The following is a 19,945-nucleotide window of genomic DNA, read 5'->3' on the forward strand; positions in this document are numbered from 1 at the left end:
CGACGCGTCCGAGGTGGAATGTGAAGGCGATCCGTCGGTTCACCGTCCGTCCCGTTCTCCCCGAACCCCTCCGGCCGCTCAACGACCTGGCGCGCAATCTGCGCTGGTCCTGGCATGTGGAAACGCGCGATCTGTTCCAGTCCGTCGACCCCGAGCGCTGGGCCGCCGCCGAGGGCGACCCGGTCCGGCTCCTGGGCGGGGTGCGCCCGGCCCGGCTCGCCGAGCTGGCCGGGGACCGGCGGTTCCTGCGCCGGCTGACCGCGGCCGCCGACGATCTCGACGACTATGTGACCGGCGACCGCTGGTACCAGCACCAGGGCGACGGGCTGCCCGCCGCCGTCGCCTACTTCTCCCCGGAGTTCGGCATCACGGCCGCACTGCCCCAGTACTCCGGCGGCCTCGGCATCCTGGCCGGCGACCATCTCAAGGCGGCCAGCGACCTCGGGGTCCCGCTGATCGGCGTCGGACTGCTCTACCGGCACGGCTACTTCCGCCAGACCCTGTCCCGGGACGGCTGGCAGCAGGAGCACTATCCGGTGCTCGACCCGTACGAGCTGCCCCTCGGCCCACTGAAGGAGGCCGACGGCACCGCGGCCGGGCTCTCCCTCGCCCTGCCCGGCGGCAAGGCGCTGCACGCGCGGATCTGGCTGGCCCAGGTGGGCCGGGTGCCGCTGCTGCTGCTCGACTCGGACGTGGAGGAGAACGACCTCGGCGAACGCGGGGTGACCGACCGGCTGTACGGCGGCGGCAGCGAACACCGGCTGCTGCAGGAGATGCTGCTGGGGATAGGGGGTGTCCGGGCCGTGCGGACGTACTGCCGGCTCACCGGGCACCCCCAGCCCGAGGTGTTCCACACCAACGAGGGACACGCCGGCTTCCTCGGTCTGGAGCGGATCGCCGAACTGTGCGAGACGGGGCTGGACTTCGACTCCGCGCTGGAGGCGGTCCGGGCCGGGACCGTGTTCACCACGCACACCCCCGTCCCGGCCGGAATCGACCGCTTCGACCGGGAGCTGGTCGCCCGGCACTTCGGGGCGGACGCCGAACTGCCGCGCATCGACGTGCAGCGCATCCTGGCGCTGGGCATGGAGACCTACCCGGGCGGCGAGCCGAACCTGTTCAACATGGCCGTGATGGGGCTCAGGCTGGCCCAGCGGGCGAACGGGGTCTCGCTGCTGCACGGGCAGGTCAGCCGGGAGATGTTCGCGGGCCTGTGGCCGGGCTTCGACGCCGAGGAGGTGCCGATCACCTCGGTCACCAACGGGGTGCACGCCCCGACCTGGGTCGCCCCGGAGGTGCTCCGGCTGGGTGCCCGGGAGGTCGGCGCCCAGCGGGCCGAGGACGCGCTGAGCGTCGGCGGCCCCGAGCGCTGGGACTCGATCGCCGGCATCCCGGACCAGGAGATCTGGGAGCTGCGCCGCACCCTGCGCGAACGGCTGGTTCTCGAGGTACGGGAGCGGCTGCGTGCCTCCTGGCGGCAACGCGGGGCCGGGAACGCCGAGTTGGGCTGGATCGACGGCGTGTTCGATCCCGACGTGCTGACCATCGGCTTCGCCCGCCGTGTCCCGTCGTACAAGCGGCTCACGCTGATGCTGCGGGACCGGGACCGGCTGATGGAGCTGCTGCTGCACCCGGAGCGGCCCCTCCAGATCGTCGTCGCGGGCAAGGCGCATCCGGCCGACGACGGCGGGAAGCGGCTGGTGCAGGAACTGGTGCGGTTCGCCGACGACCCGCGGGTACGCCACCGCATCGTGTTCCTGCCCGACTACGGCATGGGGATGGCCCAGAAGCTCTACCCCGGCTGCGACGTCTGGCTGAACAACCCGCTGCGCCCGCTGGAGGCCTGCGGCACCTCCGGGATGAAGGCGGCCCTCAACGGCGGCCTCAACCTCTCCGTGCTCGACGGCTGGTGGGACGAATGGTTCAAGCCGGACTTCGGCTGGGCCATTCCCACCGCGGACGGCGCGGGCACCGACCCCGACCGTCGCGACGACATCGAGGCCGCCGCCCTCTACGACCTCCTCGTACAGCGGGTGACCCCCCGCTTCTACGAGCGCGGCCGGGCCGGGCTGCCCGACCGCTGGATCGAGATGGTCCGCCGCACGCTGACCCAGCTCGGCCCGAAGGTGCTGGCGGGCCGCATGGTCCGCGAGTACGTCGACCGGCTGTACACGCCCGCCGCCCTCTCCCACCGTGCGCTGACCCCGGAGACGGCCGGTGAACTGGCCGCCTGGAAGGCCAGGCTGCGCGCCGCCTGGTCCGGCGTGAGCGTCGACCACGTCGAGGCGACGGCCCAGGCGGCCACCGCGGAACTGGGCACGAGCGTGGGACTTCGGGTGCGGGTGGGGCTGGGCGAGCTGACCCCGGACGACGTCGAGGTGCAGGCGGTCTCGGGCCGGGTCGACGCCGAGGACCGCATCACCGACGCCACGACGGTCCCGCTGAAGCCGGCCGGCGCCCCCGACCTGGAGGGCCGCCGCCTCTACGAGGGCACCCTCTCCCTGGACCGCACGGGCCCCTACGGCTACACCGTCCGCGTCCTCCCGGCCCACCGTCTGCTCGCGAGCGGCGTGGAACCGGGGCTGGTGGCGGTGCCGTCGGAGGAGACGGCGGAGGGGGCGGGGGTGCTGCTGCGGTAGGTGTCCCGTCACGGGACGACCGCTCGGCGCTACGGCGCGACCAGCCGCGCCAGGCCCGAGCAGTCGTCCCCGCCGGCCGGGTCCGGGGCGTACAGCCAGTAGACCGTCATGAGCAGTGTCACGGCCAGCGGCAGGCACAGCAGCGCGGACCCCGCCGCGAGCCGTTCCCGCCAGGTCGTCCCCGCCGGTCCGCCGTACCTGTGCGCGGCACGGCGGACCGCGGTGTACACCAGCAGGGAGCCCAGCGCGCAGGTGAGACCGGCCCACGAGGTGACGTACATCCGGGTGGACGGGCCCAGGTACCTGCAGTTCCGGTACGTGTCGGAGCTGAAGCCCAGGTGCGCGACGAGCAGCCCCGCCGAGACGGCCGTCAGCAGCGGTACGAGCAGCGCGCGCCGGCGCCGGGCGGCGGCGGAAGCGGACCCGGTCACGCTTCCGACAACCCCGCGCACAGCCGCTTCAGCACCGCCCCGCACCTGCGGGCGTAGGCGTGCTGCAGGCCGCGCGTCGCCGGACCGCCCGCGCGGGCGTACCACTTCTGGCCACGGCTGAAGGCGGCCACCGTCAGCCAGACGGTGCCGTCTCCGGTGCGGTCGACCACGAAGGCCTCCTCGCCGCACTCGGGGTGGCCCTCCAGGGTGCCGTAGGCCCAGCCGGCACGGCGGGGTTCCTCCAGCGTCCAGATGATGCGGCAGGGGGCCTTGATCACGCCGGCCAGGGTGACCGTGACGTCCACGCCGGGCGTGGCCCGGTCCGCGGTGGCGTCGATGCCCACGCCCAGGGCGCGGTGCATCTCCCAGGTCAGGACCGCCTCGGCGGCCCGCTCGAAGAGCTTCTGGCCCTCGCCGAGGCGCGTGCGCACGAGCAGTGGGTGGAAGCCGGACGGGCAGTGGGTCAGGTCGTCGCGGGTCGCGCCGACGGGCTCGTAGGTGAAGGGCGCCGAGGACATGGGTCACAAGCGTAGGGCGGTACCCGGGACGCCTTCCGCCCGGGTACCGCCCGTCAGCCGCTTCGTCAGCCGGTGACGTTGACCGCGGTCCAGGCCGCCGCCACCGCCTTGTACTCGGTGCTGCCGGAGCCGTACAGGTCCGCCGCCGCCGACAGGGTGCCCGAGCGGGCGTCCGAGTAGTCGGTGGTGGAGGTGAAGTACGTGGTCAGCGCCTTGTACCAGATCTGCAGCGCCTTGGCGCGGCCGATGCCGGTGACCGTCGAGCCGTTCTTCGTCGGGGAGTTGTAGCTGACCCCGTTGATCGTCTTCGCACCGCTGCCCTCGGACAGCAGGTAGAAGAAGTGGTTGGCCACGCCCGACGAGTAGTGGACGTCCAGGTCGCCGACGGAGGAGGACCAGTAGTCCGCCGAGCCGCCGTCCTTGCTGGGCTTGTCCATGTAGCGCAGCGGGGTGCCGTCGCCGTTGATGTTGATCTTCTCGCCGATGAGGTAGTCACCGACGTCCTTGGAGTTGTTGGCGTAGAACTCCACGCCGGTGCCGAAGATGTCCGAGGTGGCCTCGTTCAGGCCGCCGGACTCGCCCGAGTAGTCCAGGCCCGCGGTGTTGGCGGTGACGCCGTGGCTCATCTCGTGGCCGGCCACGTCCAGCGAGGTCAGCGGGTCGGTGTTGCCCTCGCCGTCGCCGTAGGTCATGCAGAAGCAGCTGTCGTCCCAGAAGGCGTTCACGTACGCGCTGCCGTAGTGGACCCGGGAGTAGGCGCCGACACCGTCGTTCTTGATGCCGCTGCGGCCGAAGGTGGACTTGTAGAAGTCCCAGGTCTCCTGCGCGCCGTAGGCGGCGTCGGCGGCCGCGGTCTGGTCGGAGGAGGAGCTGGAGGCGGTGCCGGTGCCGAAGGAGTTGCTCGAGCTGGCCACCAGGGTGCCCTTGCCGGACGTCTTGCGCGCCAGGTTGTAGGTCTTGTGACCGCCCCGGGTGCTGTCGGTCAGGTTGTACGTCGAGCCCGACTGCGTGGAGTTGAGGCTGACGGTGCCCGAGTACAGCGTCTTGCCGGTGCCGGTGGCGTTCTCGATGCCCTGGTACTGGAAGAGCTTCTTGCCGGTGGCGGCGTCGGTGATGACGTGCAGCTGGTTCGGGGTGCCGTCGTCCTGGAGGCCGCCGACGACGGTCTCGTAGGCGAGGACGGGCTTGCCCGAGCCGGCCCAGATCACCTTGCGCGCGCCGTTCGCCGTGCTCTTGGCGGAGCCGAGGGTTCTGGCGGCGCCGACCGCCTGCTGCGCGGCCTTGGCGGCGGTGATCTGCGGTTTGAGCGAGGCAACCTTGATGGCCGCCTTCGTCGCTCTGGTGACGCCTTCGGTCTTGCCCGACTTGGCGGTGTGCACGACCAGGTCGCCGCCGAGCACCGGCAGGCCCGCGTAGGTGCGCTCGTAGCGGGTGTGGACGGTGCCGTCGGCGTCCTTGACGACGTCCTTGACGACGAGCTTCTCCTTGGCGCCGAGGCCTATGTGCTGCGCGGTCCGGGCGGCGGAGGCCTGGGCCTGCTGGACCAGGGTGGTGCGGGCAGCGGCGGACAGCGCGGTCGGGGCGGCCGACAGCTTGGCGGCGGTCCCGGTCGTGGCCTGGGCGTTGGCGCTGGCGGCCAGACCGGTGGAGAGGAGAGCTCCGGCCGCGACAGCGGTGGCGATGGCCAGAGTGGTGCGCTTGTGACGCGCGTAGAGGGGGCTCACGAAAGCTCCTTCTCGTGGGGGAGACCGGGCAGTGTGGGGTTACTGGCCGGTGAGTATGTCGTTGTGAAACTGCGGTGCTGCTGCGGCGGGTGAAGGAACTGTGACATCAGGGCCGCGTACATGTCAGGACCCTGAAGTGATGTTGGCCGAAAACCGACTGTCCGGCGAACGTTTCAACTGTGTAAACCGGCGCCGCCGGAGGTTGTTGTAACCCTCCGGCGGCATCCTGTTCCCGTGCTGGTGGGACGCGGTTTACGGGAAAGTCAACTTCCAGTCGTTGATGGTGCCGACGTCCTGTGCCGCCTGGTCCTGGACCTTCAACTTCCAGGTGCCGTTGGCCGATTCGGAGGCGGCGTTGACCGTGAAGGTCTGCTTCACGTTGTCCGCCGAGTCGGACGAGGAGAAGTTCTTCAGGCGGTAGGAGGTGCCCGAGGGACCGACCAGATCGATCACCAGGTCACCCCGCCAGGTGTGGGTGATGTCGACGCTCACCTGAAGGTTGCTCGGCGCGTTTCCGGTCCTGCCGGAGACGGTGATCGGCGAGGTCACCGCGGGCCCGTTGTCCGGAATCGACACCACGGTGTTGTTCTCGTACGACGTCCCGCCGCCGCCCCCGCCGCCCGAGCGGGATCCGACGTTGACGGCCGCCCAGGCGTCCTGGACCGCCTTGTACTCGGCGCCGGAGGTGCCGTACAGCTCGCCCGCCGCCGCGAGGGTGCCGGTGCGGGCGGCCGCGTAGTCGGTGGTGGACGTCCACTTGGTGGTCAGCGCCCGGTACCAGATCTGCAGCGCCTTGTCCCGGCCGATGCCGGTGACCGGGAGGCCGTCCGACGTCGGCGAGTTGTAGCTGACGCCGTTGATGACCTTGGCGCCGCTGCCCTCGCTGAGCAGGTAGAAGAAGTGGTTCGCCACACCCGACGAGTAGTGCACGTCGAGGTTGCCGACGCCCGAGTACCAGGAGTCGGCGGAGCCGCCGTCCTTGCTGGGCTTGTCCATGTAGCGCAGCGGGGTGCCGTCGCCGTTGATGTTGATCTTCTCGCCGATGAGGTAGTCGCCGACGTCCGTGCTGTTGTTGGCGTAGAACTCCACGCCGGTGCCCATGATGTCGCTGGTGGCCTCGTTCAGGCCGCCGGACTCGTCGCTGTACTCCAGGCCCGCGGTGTTGGAGGTGACGCCGTGGCTCATTTCGTGCCCCGCGACGTCCAGCGAGGTCAGCGGGTCGTTGTTGCCGGAGCCGTCGCCGTAGGTCATGCAGAAGCAGCTGTCGTCCCAGAAGGCGTTCACGTACGCGTTGCCGTAGTGGACGCGGGAGTAGGCGCCGACGCCGTTGTTCTTGATGCCGCTGCGGCCGAAGGTGTTCTTGTAGAAGTCCCAGGTCTCGGCCGCGCCGTAGTGGGCGTCCGCGCCCGCGGTGGCCGCGTTGGACGTGGTCCCGTTGCCCCAGGTGTCGTTGGTCTGGGAGAACAGGGTGCCGGTGCCCGAGCTGCCGTGGTTGAGGTTGTACGTTTTGTGGCCGCCGCGCGCCCCGTCGGTCAGGGTGTAGTTCGACCCCGACTGGGTCGTGGTCAGGTCCACCTTGCCGCTGTACTGGGTGTTGCCGATGCCCGTCCTGATGCCCTGGAACTCGAAGAGCTTCTTGCCGGTGGCGGCGTCGGTGATGACGTGCAGCTGGTTCGGGGTGCCGTCGTCCTGGAGGCCGTCGACGACCGTCTCGTAGGCGAGCACGGGCTTGCCGGAGCCGGCCCAGATCACCTTGCGCACGCTGTCCGCGGCCGACTTGGTGCTGCCGAGGGCCTTGGCGCGCTGCACGGCCTGCTTCTCGGCGGCCGACTTCGTCACGGCGGGGGTGAGGGCGGAGACGCTCAGCGTGGCGTTGCTGGCCTTGATGACGCTCTTGGTCGCGCCCGACTTGGCGGTGTCGACGATCAGGTCGCCGCCGAGCACCGGAAGACCCGCGTAGGTGCGCTCGTAGCGGGTGTGCACGGTCCCGTCGGCGTCCTTGACGACGTCCTTGACGGCCAGCCGCTCCTTGCTGCCGAGGCCGATCGCCTTGGCCGTGGAGGCCTTCTCGGCGTCGGCGTGGCGTATCAGCTCGGCGCGCTGCGAGGGCGAGAGCTTGAGGGCCATGTGGGCGGGGTTGACCTTGCCGGCCTGCGGCTTCGCCGGGGTGGCGGACGCGGCGCCGGACTGGAGGGCCGCGGCGATCAGGGCGGCGACGCCCGCGAGGGCGACGGTGGCGGTGCGGCGGTGCGCCGTCGGGCGCTGCACTGTGTGGGAGGTGCGTCTGCGAGAGGTGCTACTCAACACTGACTCCTTCTGCGTGACCGCGGGTCGCGCGGCCAGGGGAGACCGGACGGTGGGTGACGTCCGGGCAGAACAGGGCATTACGCGGAACCACGTGCAGGTGCGGAGCCGGCTCACGCGAAGCGTGCGCGAAATGTGGGGTTGCTCTGAGTCGGCCGTGGGAAGAGTGGCAGGGGATCACGGTGTCTGTCAGGACCGCGTCATGAAGTTGGCTGGAAATCGTTCGTTGACCGGATGTTCATGTTCGGTATGCGGACTGTTGGGTGTGCCGGAGTGCCGTGGAGCCTGCCCGGGGCGGCCTGCCGGCCCCTCGCCCCGTTCAGGATTCGGCGCCGTCCCCGTGCCATGTCCGCCACAGGGACGCGTACGCACCGGCCGCGGCCACCAGGTCCTCGTGGGTCCCCAGTTCGGTCAGGCGGCCGTCCTCTATGACCGCCACCCGGTCCGCGTCGTGGGCCGTGTGGAGGCGGTGGGCGATGGCGATGACCGTGCGGGACTCCAGGACCGCGGCCAGCGCCCGCTCGGTGTGACGGGCGGTGGTGGGGTCGAGGAGGGCGGTGGCCTCGTCGAGGATCAGGGTGTGCGGATCCGCCAGCACCACCCGGGCCAGGGCCAGTTGCTGGGCCTGGGAGCCGTCGGTGGGATGACCGTGCTGCCCGAGCGGGGCGTCCAGGGCGCCCGCGAGGCCGCGGACCCATTCGTCGGCGCCCACCGCCGTCAGCGCCGCCCACAAGTCGGCGTCCGCGGCGGCCGGTTCGGCGATGAGGAGGTTGTCGCGGACCGTGCCGAGGAAGACGTGGTGTTCCTGGGTGACCAGGACGACCTGGCGGCGCAGCCGCTCCGGCTCCAGCGCGGCGACCGGGACTCCGCCCACCGTCACCGTGCCCGCCCCGGGCCTGTCGATGCCCGCGAGGAGTCTGCTCAGCGTCGTCTTGCCCGCCCCGGACGGGCCCACCACGGCGAGCCGCTCCCCGGGCCGTACCGTCAGGTCCACCCCGCGCAGCACTTCGCCGCCGCGCTCGTAGGCGTACCGCACCCCGCGCACGTCGATCCGGTCGTCCGCCGGCTCCTGGCAGCCGCCGTCCGTCCCTCCCCGGGGCGCCTGCGCGAGCCCCTCCACCCGGGCGAACGAGGCGCTGCTGCTCTGCAGTTGCTCCACCCGCATCAGGATCTGGTCCAGCGGTTCGGTGAACTGGCGCAGGTACAGCGCCGCGGCCACCACCGCGCCGACGCCCACCGCACCGCGCTGGTGCAGCCATCCGCCGAGCAGCAGTACACCCACCACGGGCACGGTGTACGTCACCTCGACCGCCGGGAAGAACACGGTGCGCAGCCGGAGCGTGTAGAAGCGGGTCCGGCGGGACTTCTCCAGCGCGTCCCGGCTCGCCGCGGTCCGCCGCCGCTGGAGCCGGAAGGCCTCGACCGTCCTCGCCCCGGCCGCCGTGGCCGCCACGATCTCGGCGACCTCGGAGGTGGCCGCGCCCTCGGCGAGGTAGCCGTCCCGGGCCCGCCGCAGGTACCAGCGCAGCGCCAGCCAGATCGGCGTGAGACCCAGCACGCCGAACAGGCCGAGCAGCGGGTCCAGCGCGAACACCGCGCCGAGCACGAACAGCGCCTGCACACCGCTCACCAGCAGCTCCGGGCCGACGTCCCTGAGCGTCGTGCCGACGACCGCCACATCGGCCGTGCCCCGCGCGGTCAGATCGCCGGTCCCGGCCCGCTCCACCGTCGACGCGGGCAGCGCCAGCACCCGGTCGACGTACTCCTCCCGCACCCGGGCCAGCGTCCGCTCCCCGAACCGGTGCCCCACATACCGCGCCCAGCGCGCGAGCAGCAGCTGGGCCAGCGCGCAGAGCAGGATCCACAGCGCCAGCCGGTCCACCGCCCCGACCCCGTGCCCCGCCCGGACCTCGTCGACGATCCGCCCGACCAGCCACGGCCCGGCGAGCCCCGCCCCGGCCGCCAGCGCGTTGAGCACCAGGGCGGCGGCGAACGCCCGCCCGTCGGCCCGCACCAGCCGCGCGGTCGCCCGCCGCACCCGGGCCCGGTCCGCGACCGGCAGCAGCCCCCTGTCCGCCGTCACCGTACGACCCCCTCCGCGCTCGCGGCACCCTCGGTGCCCTCGTCGTCGACGTCCCGGGCCACCAGCGCCCGGTAGCCGGGCTCCTCGGCCAGCAGCCGCCGGTGCGGCCCGCTCGCCGCCACCTTGCCGTCGACCAGGAACAGCACCGTGTCCACGCGGTCCAGCACCAGCGGCGAGGTGCTCGTGACCACCGTCGTACGGCCCTTTCGCGCCTCCCGCAGCCGCTCGGCGACCGTGGCCTCGGTGTGCGCGTCCAGCGCCGACGTCGGCTCCACGGCGAGCAGCACCTCGGGGTCGGCTAGCAGCGCCCGCACCAGCCGGATCCGCTGCCGCTGCCCGCCGGAGAGGCTGCGGCCCTGCCCCGCCACCGCCGAGTCGAGACCGTCGGGCAGCCCGCGTACGACATCGTCGGCGGCGGCCGCGTGCACCGCCCGCCGCACAGCCGCCTCCCCGGCCGTGTGCTCGGCGGCGACCACCTCCCTCAGCGGTCCGGCGAACAGGTCCGCCTCGTTGTCGGCGACCAGGATCCGGGACCGTACGTCGGCCAGCGGGACCGCGTCGAGCCGTACCCCGCCCCAGGTGGCGTCGGTGGGTCCGTACCGGCCGAGGCGGTCGACGACGGCGGCGGCCTCGGCGGGGCGGGCGGCGGCCAGCGCGACCAGCAGGCCCGGCGCCGCCCGCACCCCGGAGACCGGGTCGCGCAGCTCGGCCGGCCCGTCCGGCGCGGGCAGCTCGCCCTCGTCGGGCTCCGGCATCAGCCGCAGCAGCCCCACGACCCGGCGGGCGGCCACCACGCCCCGGTTCAGCTCATAGGCCATCTGCACGATGAAGGACACCGGCCCGATCAGCACCGCCACATAGCCGTACACCGACACCAACTCGCCCACGGTGATGGACCCCTGGGCCACCAGCCGGGCCGCCAGCCAGGTCACCACGGCCAGGAACAGCGTGGGCAGGCCCACCCCGAGCGCCTGCACCCAACTGGCCACCGCGCCCACCCGGTAGCCCTGCGCGCGCAGCCGCTGCGAGTCCGCACGGAAGGCGTCCGCGAACAGCCCCTTGCCGCCGAGACCGTTGAGGACGCGCAGCCCGCCCGCGAGGTCCCCGATCCGCGCCGTCAGCACGCCCTGACGCTCCCGGTACTCGCTCTCCGCGCCCTGCAGCCGCAGCGTCAGCGGCCCGGTGAGCAGCGCGATCACCGGCACCCCGAGCAGCACCACGGCGGCCAGCGGCGCCGAGACGGCCAGCAGCAGCCCGGCCACCACCAGGTACACCACGATCGAGCCCACCCCGGGCCCGACCACGGTCAGCGCCTGGGCGAGGGTCTGCACGTCGCCGACCCCGATGGTGACGACTTCACCGGCCCCGGCCCGGCGCGGCAGCACCGCTCCCAGCCGGGCCGCGTGCCCGACGACCAGCTTGACCGTGCGGAAGTTGGCGTCCATCCGCACCCGGGTCATCGTGCGATGCCGCATGATGCTCAGCCAGGAGTTCAGCGCCCCGAGCCCGAACATCGCGACCGTCCACCAGGCCAGCACGCCCAGGTGACCCGGCACCAGCCCGTCGTCGACCGCCCGCGCCATCATGTACGGCTGCGCGGCCATGAGCACCAGCCACACACTGCCCAGCAGCGCACCGGCCACCGACCGGGCCGGCTGGCGCAGCACCAGCCACCACAAGTAGTGCCAGCCGCCACGCGTGTCGGGCGTGCCCGGGTCCTCGTACGCGTCGATCATGCCGCCCCCGATCCCACCGGCCGCGCCGGAACCGCGGGCCGGCCGGGCGACTTCGAAGGTACCGAGCGCGCGGGCGGCCGCTCCATCGAATAAGCCATGCGCCGAGCCCCTACGGCCCCTCGAACGCGCTGGTCGTAGGACCAGCGACGGAGCCTGGTCCGGCCAAAACTCGGTGGGCGTCGCCGGTGCGGATCCGTAGGCTCGCGATGATGCCCACGACACGTGCAACCATCGAGGACCGCTCCGCCGTACGCACCCTGCTGAGGCTGTGGCCGTACGTGCGTCCCGTGCGGGTACGGCTGTTCACGGCCGCGTTCGTCGCGGTCGTCGCCTCCTGTACCGGGCTGGTGATCCCGCTCGTCCTCAAGTGGATCGTGGACGGGCCGGTCGCCGACCGGGACCCGGCGGGAGTCTGGCTCGGCGCGCTGTACCTGCTCCTGCTCGGGATCGCCGAGGCGCTCCTGTTCGGGATACGGCGCTGGCTGGTGGCCCGTCCGCTGTCGCACGTCGAGGCGGAGATGCGGGCGGCCCTGTACGGCCGTCTGCAGCGGCTGCCCGTCGCCTTCCACGACCGCTGGGCCTCCGGCCAGCTGCTCTCGCGCGGCACGACCGACCTGATGCTGCTGCGTCAGTTCCTCGCCTTCCCGCTGACGTTCCTGCTGGTCAACGGGGTCACCATCCTCGTCGGCGTGGTCATCATGCTGATGCAGGACTGGGTGCTCGGGCTGGTCATCCTCGGGCCCGCCGTCCCGGTGATGTGGACCTGCGCCCTCTTCGAGCGGCGCTACGCCGAGGTGGCGCGCCGGGCGCAGGACCAGGTAGGGGACCTGACGACGGTCGTCGAGGAGAGCGTGCTCGGCATCCGCGTCATCAAGGGCTTCGGCCGGCACCGCAGCCAGGCGCGGGTGTTCGGGCAGCTGTCGGGCACCCTGCGCGGCACGGAGCTGCGCAAGGCACGGCTGCTGGCGACCATCTGGGCCGTCATCGTGACGCTCCCGGAGGCGGCGATCGGCGCGGCGCTGGTGCTGGGAGCTGTGCGGGTGGCCGACGGCGCGTTGTCCGCCGGGACGCTGGTGGCCTTCCTGAGCACGGCACTCGCGCTGCGGTGGCCGGTGGACTCGATCGGCTTCCTGCTGGCGATGAGCCAGGAGGCGGCGACGGCTACGGAGCGGTACTTCGAGGTGATGGACGAGGAGCCGGAGGACCCGGAAGACGTGGACGTGGCCGCGCCCGGCAGCACCGGGCTCGCGGACGGACTCCGCTTCGACGACGTCCGGTTCCGCTACCCCGACGCCCCACCCGACTCCCCGCCCCTCCTCAGCCGCATCGACCTCCACATACGCCCCGGCGAGTCCATGGCCCTCGTCGGAGCCACCGGCAGCGGGAAGACGACCCTCACCGCCCTCGTCCCGCGCCTGCACGAGCTCACCTCCGGCCGCATCACCCTGAACGGCGTGGACATCACCGCCATGTCCCGCGAGGAACTGCGCGCCAAGGTCGCGGTCGCCTTCGAGGAACCGACCCTCTTCTCGGCGAGCATCGGCGAGAACGTGCTGATGGGAGCCGCCGACGGCGCCGGAAAGGCGGACCTCGACCGGGCCCTGGCCATAGCGCAGGCCGAGTTCGCGCACGCACTGCCGCAGAGCACCGACACCCAGGTCGGCGAGCAGGGCCTGAGCCTGTCCGGCGGCCAGCGCCAACGCCTCGCGCTGGCCCGCGCGGTCGTCGGCCGCCCGGAGTTCCTGGTGCTGGACGACCCGCTGTCCGCCCTGGACGTGCACACGGAGGCCGCCGTGGAGGCCGCGTTGCGTCAGGTCCTCGCGGACACCACCGCGCTGATCGTGGCCCACCGCCCGTCCACGGTGCTGCTCGCCGACCGCGTCGCCCTGCTGTCGGAGGGCCGGATCACCGCCGTCGGGACGCACCAGGAACTGCTGCGCACCGACGCCGAGTACGCACACCTGATGTCCGGCGAACCAGGCGAGGAAGAGGTCAACCGATGACCACCACCACGACCGCCACCCCCGCCACGGACGACGACGACCGAATACCCCGCCCCCAGGAATCCCTCGCCGGCGGCGATACCGGCGACCCCGTCGACCAGGACGTCCTGCCCACCCCGCCCGGTGCCACGGGTGCCCTGCTGCGCTCGCTGCTCGCCCCCATGAGGGCCCGGGCCGCCTTCACCACCCTCCTCCTGCTGCTCCAGCAGGCGGCCGTGCAGACGGGCCCGCTGCTGGTGGCGTACGCCATCGACAACGCCGTACCGGCGCTCCGGGACCATCGCCACGGCCCGCTGATCGCGGTGGCCATCGGCTATCTGCTGTGCGCGCTGGTCTCCGGCGGGCTGCAGTTCGCGTTCATCGAGGCCTCCGCCCGGGTCAGCCAGGACGTGCTGCTGGACCTCAGGGGCCGCATCTTCCGGCACGCGCAGGCCCTGAGCCTCGACTTCCACGAGCGGTACACCTCGGGCCGGCTGATCTCCCGCTCCACGACCGACGTCGAGTCCCTGCGCGAACTCCTCGACGAGGGGCTGCAGGAGCTGGTGGGCGTCGTGCTGTCCTTCGTCTACATCTCGGCGATGCTGCTGTGGCTGGATCTCGGTCTCGGCGCGGTGGCGGTGGCCTCCTTCGTGCCGCTGTATCTGCTCGTGCGGCTCTACCAGCGGCGCGCGGGGCGGGTGTACCGCGTGCGGTCCACGGCGATCGCGTCGGTGATCGTGAAGTTCGTGGAGACGATGAACGGCATCCGGCCGGTGCGCGCCTTCCGCCGGGAGTCCGCGAACGACGCTGAGTTCGCCGTACTGAACCGGCGGCACGAGCGGACGAACGGCGACGCGATGCTGGAGATGGCCAGGTACGTCGTCGGCTCCCGGCTGGTGGCCAACACGGCGGTCGCGGCGATCGTGCTGTGGGGGGCCTACCGGGTGGCGTCCGGCTCGCTGGAGCTGGGTGTGCTGGCGGCGGCGGTGCTGTATCTGCGACGGCTGTACGACCCGATCGACCGGCTCGGCATCTTCCTGAACTCCTACCAGTCGGCGGCCGCCTCCCTGGAGAAGATCGCCGGTCTGCTGGCGCAGACGCCCTCCGTGCCCGAGCCGTCGGTGCCCCGCGAACTGCCGCCCCCGAAGGGCCGGTTGCCGGGGCGCGAGGTCGTCTTCGACGGGGTCCGCTTCGCCTACCGCACCGGCGGCGAGGTGCTGCCCCGCTTCGACCTGACCCTCCCGGCCGGGCAGACCGTCGCCGTCGTCGGCTCCACCGGCGCGGGCAAGTCGACCCTGGCCAAGCTGCTCGCCCGCTTCTACGACCCCTCCGGCGGCCGGGTGCTGCTGGACGGCGTCGACCTGCGTGAGCTGGCCGTGCCCGAGCTGCGGCGCGGGGTGGTCATGGTGACGCAGGAGGCGTTCCTGTTCTCCGGAACGGTCGCGGACAACATCGCGATCGGCCGGCCCGACGCCACCCGTGAGGAGATCGAGCGGGCCGCGAAGGCGATCGGCGCGCACGAGTTCATCGGTGCGCTGCCCGACGGATATGACACGGACGTACGCAAGCGAGGGGGGCGTATTTCAGCCGGCCAGCGCCAACTGGTGGCCTTCGCCCGCGCGTTGCTCGCCGACCCGGCGGTGCTGATCCTGGACGAGGCGACCAGTTCCCTGGACATACCGGGCGAACGGGCCGTGCAGCGGGCGATGTCGACCGTGCTGCGCGGCCGCACCGCCGTCGTGATCGCGCACCGGCTGTCCACCGTGGAGATCGCGGACCGGGTCCTCGTCATGGAGCACGGCCGGATCGTCGAGGACGGCCGCCCGGACGAGCTCATCGCGGGCACGGGCCGGTTCGCGGACCTGCACCGGGCCTGGCGGGAGAGTCTGGCGTAGCCCGAAAGGCGCGGGGGTACAGACGCGGGTACGCGTCGGGCAGGGCATCGTCCGGCAGGGTCAGGACCCGGCGCAGGCCGGAACTGCGAGAGCCGGTCACCGTGGCCGCGATGATGAGCGCTCCGAAGACGGTGAGCGCCATCGCCTCACCCACCCCCTGCGCGAGGACGCCTCCGAGGACGTTGCCCAGGGGGACGGCCAGACCGGAAAGGAAGGCCGCCGAGGACGTGATCCTGTTGCGCATGCCCTCTGGCGTGGCGAGCACGCGCACGGTGGACGTCGTGACCGTGATCATGATCAATCCGATACCGCCGACGAGAAAGCAGGGAACGAGGACGGCCGCCAGCAGTGCCGGGTCACGGGTCACGGCGCGGCCGGCGATCCCGCTGCACAGGATCGCACCGCCGGTGAGGCCGAACCCGCCGATGACGACGGTGAACCGGCCGAACGGCCGTGTCAGCCTGGCGACCGCGCCGAGGCTCCCGAGGAGAAGTCCGGCGCCGAAGGCGCCTTCCACGATGCCGACCAGCCAGGTGGCATGGGGGAACTCCCTTCGGGTGAGGGACGGCAACAGGACCGCGAACACCGGGTACAGGCCGAGATTGACCACCAGGGCCAGGAGCGCCAGATGGAATTCGGACTTGATCCGGTACAGCGCACCGAACCCTTCCCGGGTGCCGCGGTACCAGGTGCGAAGGCGTGACCGCTCACCGGATCCGGGACCGCGGCGCGCGGGAGTCGTGGTGCGCACCGTCCGCATCAGGACGAGACCGCAGGCGACCGCGGCCGCGTTGACGGCGAGTGTGGGGCCGGTTCCCCACAGGCCCAGCAGGACGCTCGCGACGATCGGGCCGAGGAGGGACGTGATCGAGGTGACACTGCCACGGCGGCGCATGGCCTGTTCCACCTGCCGCACCGGCACGAGAGCGCGCACCACCGTCGTCTGCAGCGGTTCCCGCACGCCGTTGCTCAAGCCGAGGAGCGCCAGACCGAGGGCCAGGACAAGGGGGTGATACAGCCCCCCGGCATACAGAGCCGCCAGTACGGCGACGGTGGCCGAGCTCAACAGGTAGCACAGGGCGATGAGACGGTCGGGCCGGTAGGTGTCGCCGAGCCGGCCCAGCAGACCGCGTGTGCCGATCTCGGCCGCGGTGCCGAGGGCGACGAACCCCGAGAAGACGGCGGGGCTTCCGGTTTCCCCCAGGGACCACCAGGCCACGGCGAGTTGCCCGCAGCGGGTGCCCACGCCGTTCAGGAAGGCCGCGGCCTGCACGGCATGGAAATCCCGGCCCAGCCGGCGGTCGGCAGTACGTTGTCCTGCGCGCATCGGGCGACCCTACGGCACCCCGAGTTCGAACAGCGCGTAGCCCGCGTACGAGCCGGAGGCCAGGGCCGCGATGCCCAGCACCGTGCACTGGACGCGCAGGCTGAGCCGGCGCATCGCCATGGCCAGGGGGACGAACAGCGGGAAGCAGGGGAGCAGATAGCGGGAGACGTTGGCGAAGATCTGCTGGCTGCCGAGGACCAGGACGAGGGTCAGCACGGTGTGCACGACCAGCACCGCCGGAGGCCGCAGGCGCAGCAGCAGGGGCAGGAGGGCGAAGGCCAGAAGGACGACTCCGACGCCGATCACGTCCGCGAAGGGCCAGGGGGACAGATAGGTGAAGTGGCCCACCGGTACGGACGTCAGCACGTCGAAGGTCTGCTTGCCGTAGTCGAAGCTGTGCGCCCAGGCGCCCGACTGGAGCTTGAAATAGCCGCCGTAGTCGCCCATGCGGTGCCCCACCCAGCCGAGGTAGCCGAGCAGCCCGAGCGGGGCCAGGGCCAGGGCGAGGAGCGGGCGCAGCACGCCGTCGCGGCGGTCGCGCAGCGCGTACAGCGCGGCGACGCCGAGCGCGGCGATCAGCGCGGCGGCGGTGGGGCGGTTGAGCCCGGCCGCGAAGGTGAGGACCCCGGCGGTGAGCCAGCGGCGGGTCATGACGGCGTGGCAGGTCCAGGCGGCCAGGGCGACGTAGAGGGAGTCGGAGTAGACCGCCCACTCCACGCCGGAGCCGGGCCAGACCGCCCACAGCCCGGCCGCGGCGAGACCGGCCCGCCGGCCGCCCAGCCGCTCGGTGACGGCGTAGATCCCGAGGGCGGCCGCGAACGAGGCGAGGACGGAGACCAGGATGCCCGCGCCGTAGGAGCCCAGGCCCGTGACCGCGGACGTCAGCCGCATCAGCGCCGGGTAGAGCGGGAAGAACGCCGCCGAGTTGCCCTCCAGCGTGATCAGGCCGGTGGCGCCGGGGACATGGACCAGCTTCGGGTCGTAGCCGTGCAGCGCGATCTGCTGGTACCACCAGCCGTCCCAGGTGGCGAGCACGTCCCAGGCGTGCGCTCCGCCGCCGAAGCGGGGGTGCTTGGTGCGGAAGTCACCGGCCGAGTCCAGCAGGTACATGAAGGAGCAGAAGCCGATGAGCTTCAGGGCCCCGTAGAAGGCGAGGACCGGGCCGTGGCGGCGGGCGGCGGCGCTCAGGCGCTGCCGGGTGCCGGGCGGGCAGGCGGGGGCCGGTGCGGGTATGCGGGGCAGGGTCGTGGTCATGCGGCGCTTGACCCGGTACGGCGGCGCTGCGCCAGTTGACGCCGCATCCGGGCGATGCCGCGCAGGTCGGCCAGCGCGGTGGAGAGGATGTCGACCCGGCTGTCCGGGTCGTCGACCCAGTCCACCGGCACTTCGTGGATCCTGAGCCCCGCCCGCTCGGCGAGCACCAGCAGCTCGGTGTCGAAGAACCACTCCCCGTCCCGCACCTGCGGCAGCAGCCGCTCGACGACATCGCGCCGCACCGCCTTGAACCCGCACTGCGCGTCCGAGAAGCCGACGGAGAGGGTGCAGCGCAGCAGGACGTTGTAGCAGCGGGAGATGACCTCCCGCTTCGGGCCGCGCACCACCCGGGCGCCGGGCGCGAGCCGGGTGCCGATGGCCAGGTCGGAGTGGCCCGAGATGAGCGGCGCGACGAGCGGCAGCAGCGCCGCGAGCCCGGTGGACAGGTCCACGTCCGTGTACGCCAGCACGGGCGCCCGCGAACCCGACCAGACGGCGCGCAGCGCCCGGCCGCGTCCCTTCTCGGGCAGCCGTGTCCACTCCACCTCGGCCAGTTCGTCCGCTAGGTGCGCGGCGATGTCCGCCGTGCCGTCCGTGCTGGCGTTGTCGGCGATGGTGATCCGGAACGGGTAGGGGAACGTCTCCCGCAGATGCGCGTGCAGCCGCCGGACGTTCGGCCCCAGGTCCTTCTCCTCGTTGTACACCGGCACGGCCAGGTCCAGGACGGGCTCCTCGTGGTGGGAGGGCAGCGGCGCGCTCCGGGGCAGCGGGGTCCTGGCCGAGGCCGTCCGGCCGGTGCGGAGATATATCACGTAAATCCCTTACGTTCTCGTGTGCTGGGCGCGCCGGAGGCACGCGCGGCGGTTCGGTGACGGGGAGGGCGGCGAGCTATCCGGTCGGGGGGGCCGCCGAGGTGGATGCGTCGGACGGGTCGGCCGGCGGGGTCGCGGACCGAGTGGGCGGTGGCGAGGTGACCGTGTCCGGGGCGGTCGCGGTCGACGTGGCCGTGTCGCCGGGCGGGGGGCCGGAGGCCGGGGCGGAGCTCCCCGACGTCGCGGGCGGCACGGACGTCTCCGTCGTTCCGCCCGGGTTCGGTGACTGCGTCGAGGTCGAACTGGGCGGGGCGCTCGGCGAGTCGTCCGGCGAGGGTGATGTGGTCGGGGTGGGCACGGGGCTGACGGCGGGCCGCGGGTGGGGCGCGCTCGGCTGGTCCGTGCCCGGTGCGTGCGGCCACAGCAACAGCCCGAGGCCGAGCCCGGCGACCGCCAGGACGGACCCGGCGGCCCGGCGCACCGCCCGCACCCGGCGCCGGGTCCGCACGCCCGCGTGCAGCCGCTCCCGGTGTCCGGGCTCGAAGGAGCCGTGCTCCCGGGTGCTGTGCATCAGCTGCGCCAGCTGCCGTTCGAAGTGATCCATGCGATCCGTCTGGTCCATGGGTTCTCCCTCACCCCACCGGCTCGATGACGTCGGCCAGCAGCCGGCGCAGCCGGGCCACCCCGCGCGCGGCATGGGACCGGGCCGTGCCCACCGGGCAGCCCAGGGTCTCGGCGACCTGCCGGTCGGGCAGGTCCTGGTAGTAGCGAAGCACCACGGCGGCCCGCTGCTGCGGGCTCAGCTGGGCGAGCGCCGCCTCCAGCCGGGAGCGCTCGGCGACGGTGGCCGACAGGTCGCCGGCCGCCGCCGTCTCGGGCAGCTGCTCGATGGGCCGTTCGCCCCACCAGCGCCGGCGGGCCGAGCGGGCCGCGGCCCGGGTCAGCACCTTGCGCACATACGCCTCCGGCGCCTCGTCGGCGACCTTCGGCCAGACGAACCACAGCTTGACCAAGGACTCCTGCAACAGGTCCTCGGCACGGTGCCGGTCGCCCCCGGTGAGCAGACGGGCCAGATGGAACAACACCGACCAGCGGGCCGCCACGAACGCGTCGTACTCACCTGCCCGAGCCTGCTCCATTCCCTGGGTCCCCGTTCTCGCCGACACTCTCCACAAGGGGAAAGGCCTTGGACCCCCTTCCGTGCTGCACTCCGTGGGCGTGATCCGCGTCACACCCGGTG

14 protein-coding genes are annotated in these 19,945 nt (G+C 72.5%); 3 read left to right on the forward strand and 11 right to left on the reverse strand.

Annotated features, from left to right (window positions below; translation table 11 throughout):
- Window positions 1-20: 20 nt before the first annotated feature.
- The gene (glgP, locus tag AVL59_RS08120) at window positions 21-2,639 is read left to right on the forward strand and encodes an alpha-glucan family phosphorylase (RefSeq protein ID WP_067300920.1); all 2,619 of its coding nucleotides are present in this window, start codon (window positions 21-23) and stop codon (window positions 2,637-2,639) included.
- Between the two features lie 29 nt (window positions 2,640-2,668).
- Here the strand turns inward: glgP and AVL59_RS08125 are convergent, their stop codons facing one another.
- The 6 genes from AVL59_RS08125 to AVL59_RS08150 all read right to left on the reverse strand — a co-directional run bounded on the left by AVL59_RS08125 (window position 2,669) and on the right by AVL59_RS08150 (window position 11,435).
- Window positions 2,669-3,070 carry a hypothetical protein gene (locus AVL59_RS08125; RefSeq protein WP_067300922.1) on the reverse strand — a complete coding sequence of 134 codons (402 nt, stop codon included), beginning with the start codon at window positions 3,068-3,070 and terminating at the stop codon, window positions 2,669-2,671.
- The gene (locus AVL59_RS08130) at window positions 3,067-3,588 is read right to left on the reverse strand and encodes a DUF1990 domain-containing protein (RefSeq protein ID WP_067300924.1); all 522 of its coding nucleotides are present in this window, start codon (window positions 3,586-3,588) and stop codon (window positions 3,067-3,069) included. Before AVL59_RS08130 ends, AVL59_RS08125 begins: the two co-directional genes overlap by 4 nt.
- A 65-nt stretch (window positions 3,589-3,653) precedes the next feature.
- Complete coding sequence (locus AVL59_RS08135; RefSeq protein WP_067300926.1) at window positions 3,654-5,312, reverse strand: M4 family metallopeptidase; 1,659 nt, start codon at window positions 5,310-5,312, stop codon at window positions 3,654-3,656.
- A gap of 252 nt (window positions 5,313-5,564) precedes the next feature.
- Window positions 5,565-7,619 (reverse strand): M4 family metallopeptidase, encoded by a 2,055-nt coding sequence (locus tag AVL59_RS08140; RefSeq protein WP_067300929.1) that lies wholly within the window; start codon window positions 7,617-7,619, stop codon window positions 5,565-5,567.
- Window positions 7,620-7,935: 316 nt separating this feature from the next.
- Window positions 7,936-9,699 carry an ABC transporter ATP-binding protein gene (locus AVL59_RS08145; protein ID WP_067300930.1) on the reverse strand — a complete coding sequence of 588 codons (1,764 nt, stop codon included), beginning with the start codon at window positions 9,697-9,699 and terminating at the stop codon, window positions 7,936-7,938.
- Entirely contained in the window at window positions 9,696-11,435 is a 1,740-nt protein-coding gene (locus tag AVL59_RS08150) for an ABC transporter transmembrane domain-containing protein (RefSeq protein WP_067300933.1), read from the reverse strand. The genes AVL59_RS08145 and AVL59_RS08150 overlap by 4 nt, the downstream gene beginning before the upstream one ends.
- Window positions 11,436-11,644: 209 nt before the next feature.
- Between AVL59_RS08150 and AVL59_RS08155 the strand changes: the two genes are divergently transcribed.
- Both AVL59_RS08155 and AVL59_RS08160 read left to right on the forward strand, forming a co-directional pair.
- Window positions 11,645-13,438, forward strand: a complete 1,794-nt coding sequence (locus AVL59_RS08155; RefSeq protein ID WP_067317026.1) for an ABC transporter ATP-binding protein — start codon at window positions 11,645-11,647, stop codon at window positions 13,436-13,438.
- Window positions 13,435-15,312 (forward strand): ABC transporter ATP-binding protein, encoded by a 1,878-nt coding sequence (locus AVL59_RS08160; protein ID WP_067300936.1) that lies wholly within the window; start codon window positions 13,435-13,437, stop codon window positions 15,310-15,312. The genes AVL59_RS08155 and AVL59_RS08160 overlap by 4 nt, the downstream gene beginning before the upstream one ends.
- Here AVL59_RS08160 and AVL59_RS08165 read toward each other — a convergent pair.
- From AVL59_RS08165 to AVL59_RS08185, 5 genes are all read right to left on the reverse strand, one after another.
- Entirely contained in the window at window positions 15,251-16,639 is a 1,389-nt protein-coding gene (locus AVL59_RS08165) for an MFS transporter (protein WP_079146575.1), read from the reverse strand. The genes AVL59_RS08160 and AVL59_RS08165 overlap by 62 nt on opposite strands.
- Window positions 16,640-16,648: 9 nt before the next feature.
- The gene (locus AVL59_RS08170) at window positions 16,649-17,893 is read right to left on the reverse strand and encodes a glycosyltransferase family 39 protein (RefSeq protein ID WP_067300942.1); all 1,245 of its coding nucleotides are present in this window, start codon (window positions 17,891-17,893) and stop codon (window positions 16,649-16,651) included.
- Window positions 17,890-18,705, reverse strand: coding sequence for a dolichyl-phosphate beta-glucosyltransferase (locus AVL59_RS08175; RefSeq protein ID WP_372450389.1), 816 nt, complete (start codon window positions 18,703-18,705; stop codon window positions 17,890-17,892). The genes AVL59_RS08170 and AVL59_RS08175 overlap by 4 nt, the downstream gene beginning before the upstream one ends.
- A 76-nt stretch (window positions 18,706-18,781) precedes the next feature.
- Window positions 18,782-19,327: a hypothetical protein gene (locus AVL59_RS08180; RefSeq protein WP_067300945.1), complete on the reverse strand. Its 546-nt coding sequence runs from the start codon at window positions 19,325-19,327 to the stop codon at window positions 18,782-18,784.
- Window positions 19,328-19,337: 10 nt separating this feature from the next.
- Window positions 19,338-19,844, reverse strand: coding sequence for a SigE family RNA polymerase sigma factor (locus AVL59_RS08185; protein WP_067300948.1), 507 nt, complete (start codon window positions 19,842-19,844; stop codon window positions 19,338-19,340).
- Window positions 19,845-19,945: the final 101 nt, after the last annotated feature.

The sequence above is a fragment of the Streptomyces griseochromogenes genome, from assembly GCF_001542625.1.
Taxonomy (GTDB): domain Bacteria; phylum Actinomycetota; class Actinomycetes; order Streptomycetales; family Streptomycetaceae; genus Streptomyces; species Streptomyces griseochromogenes.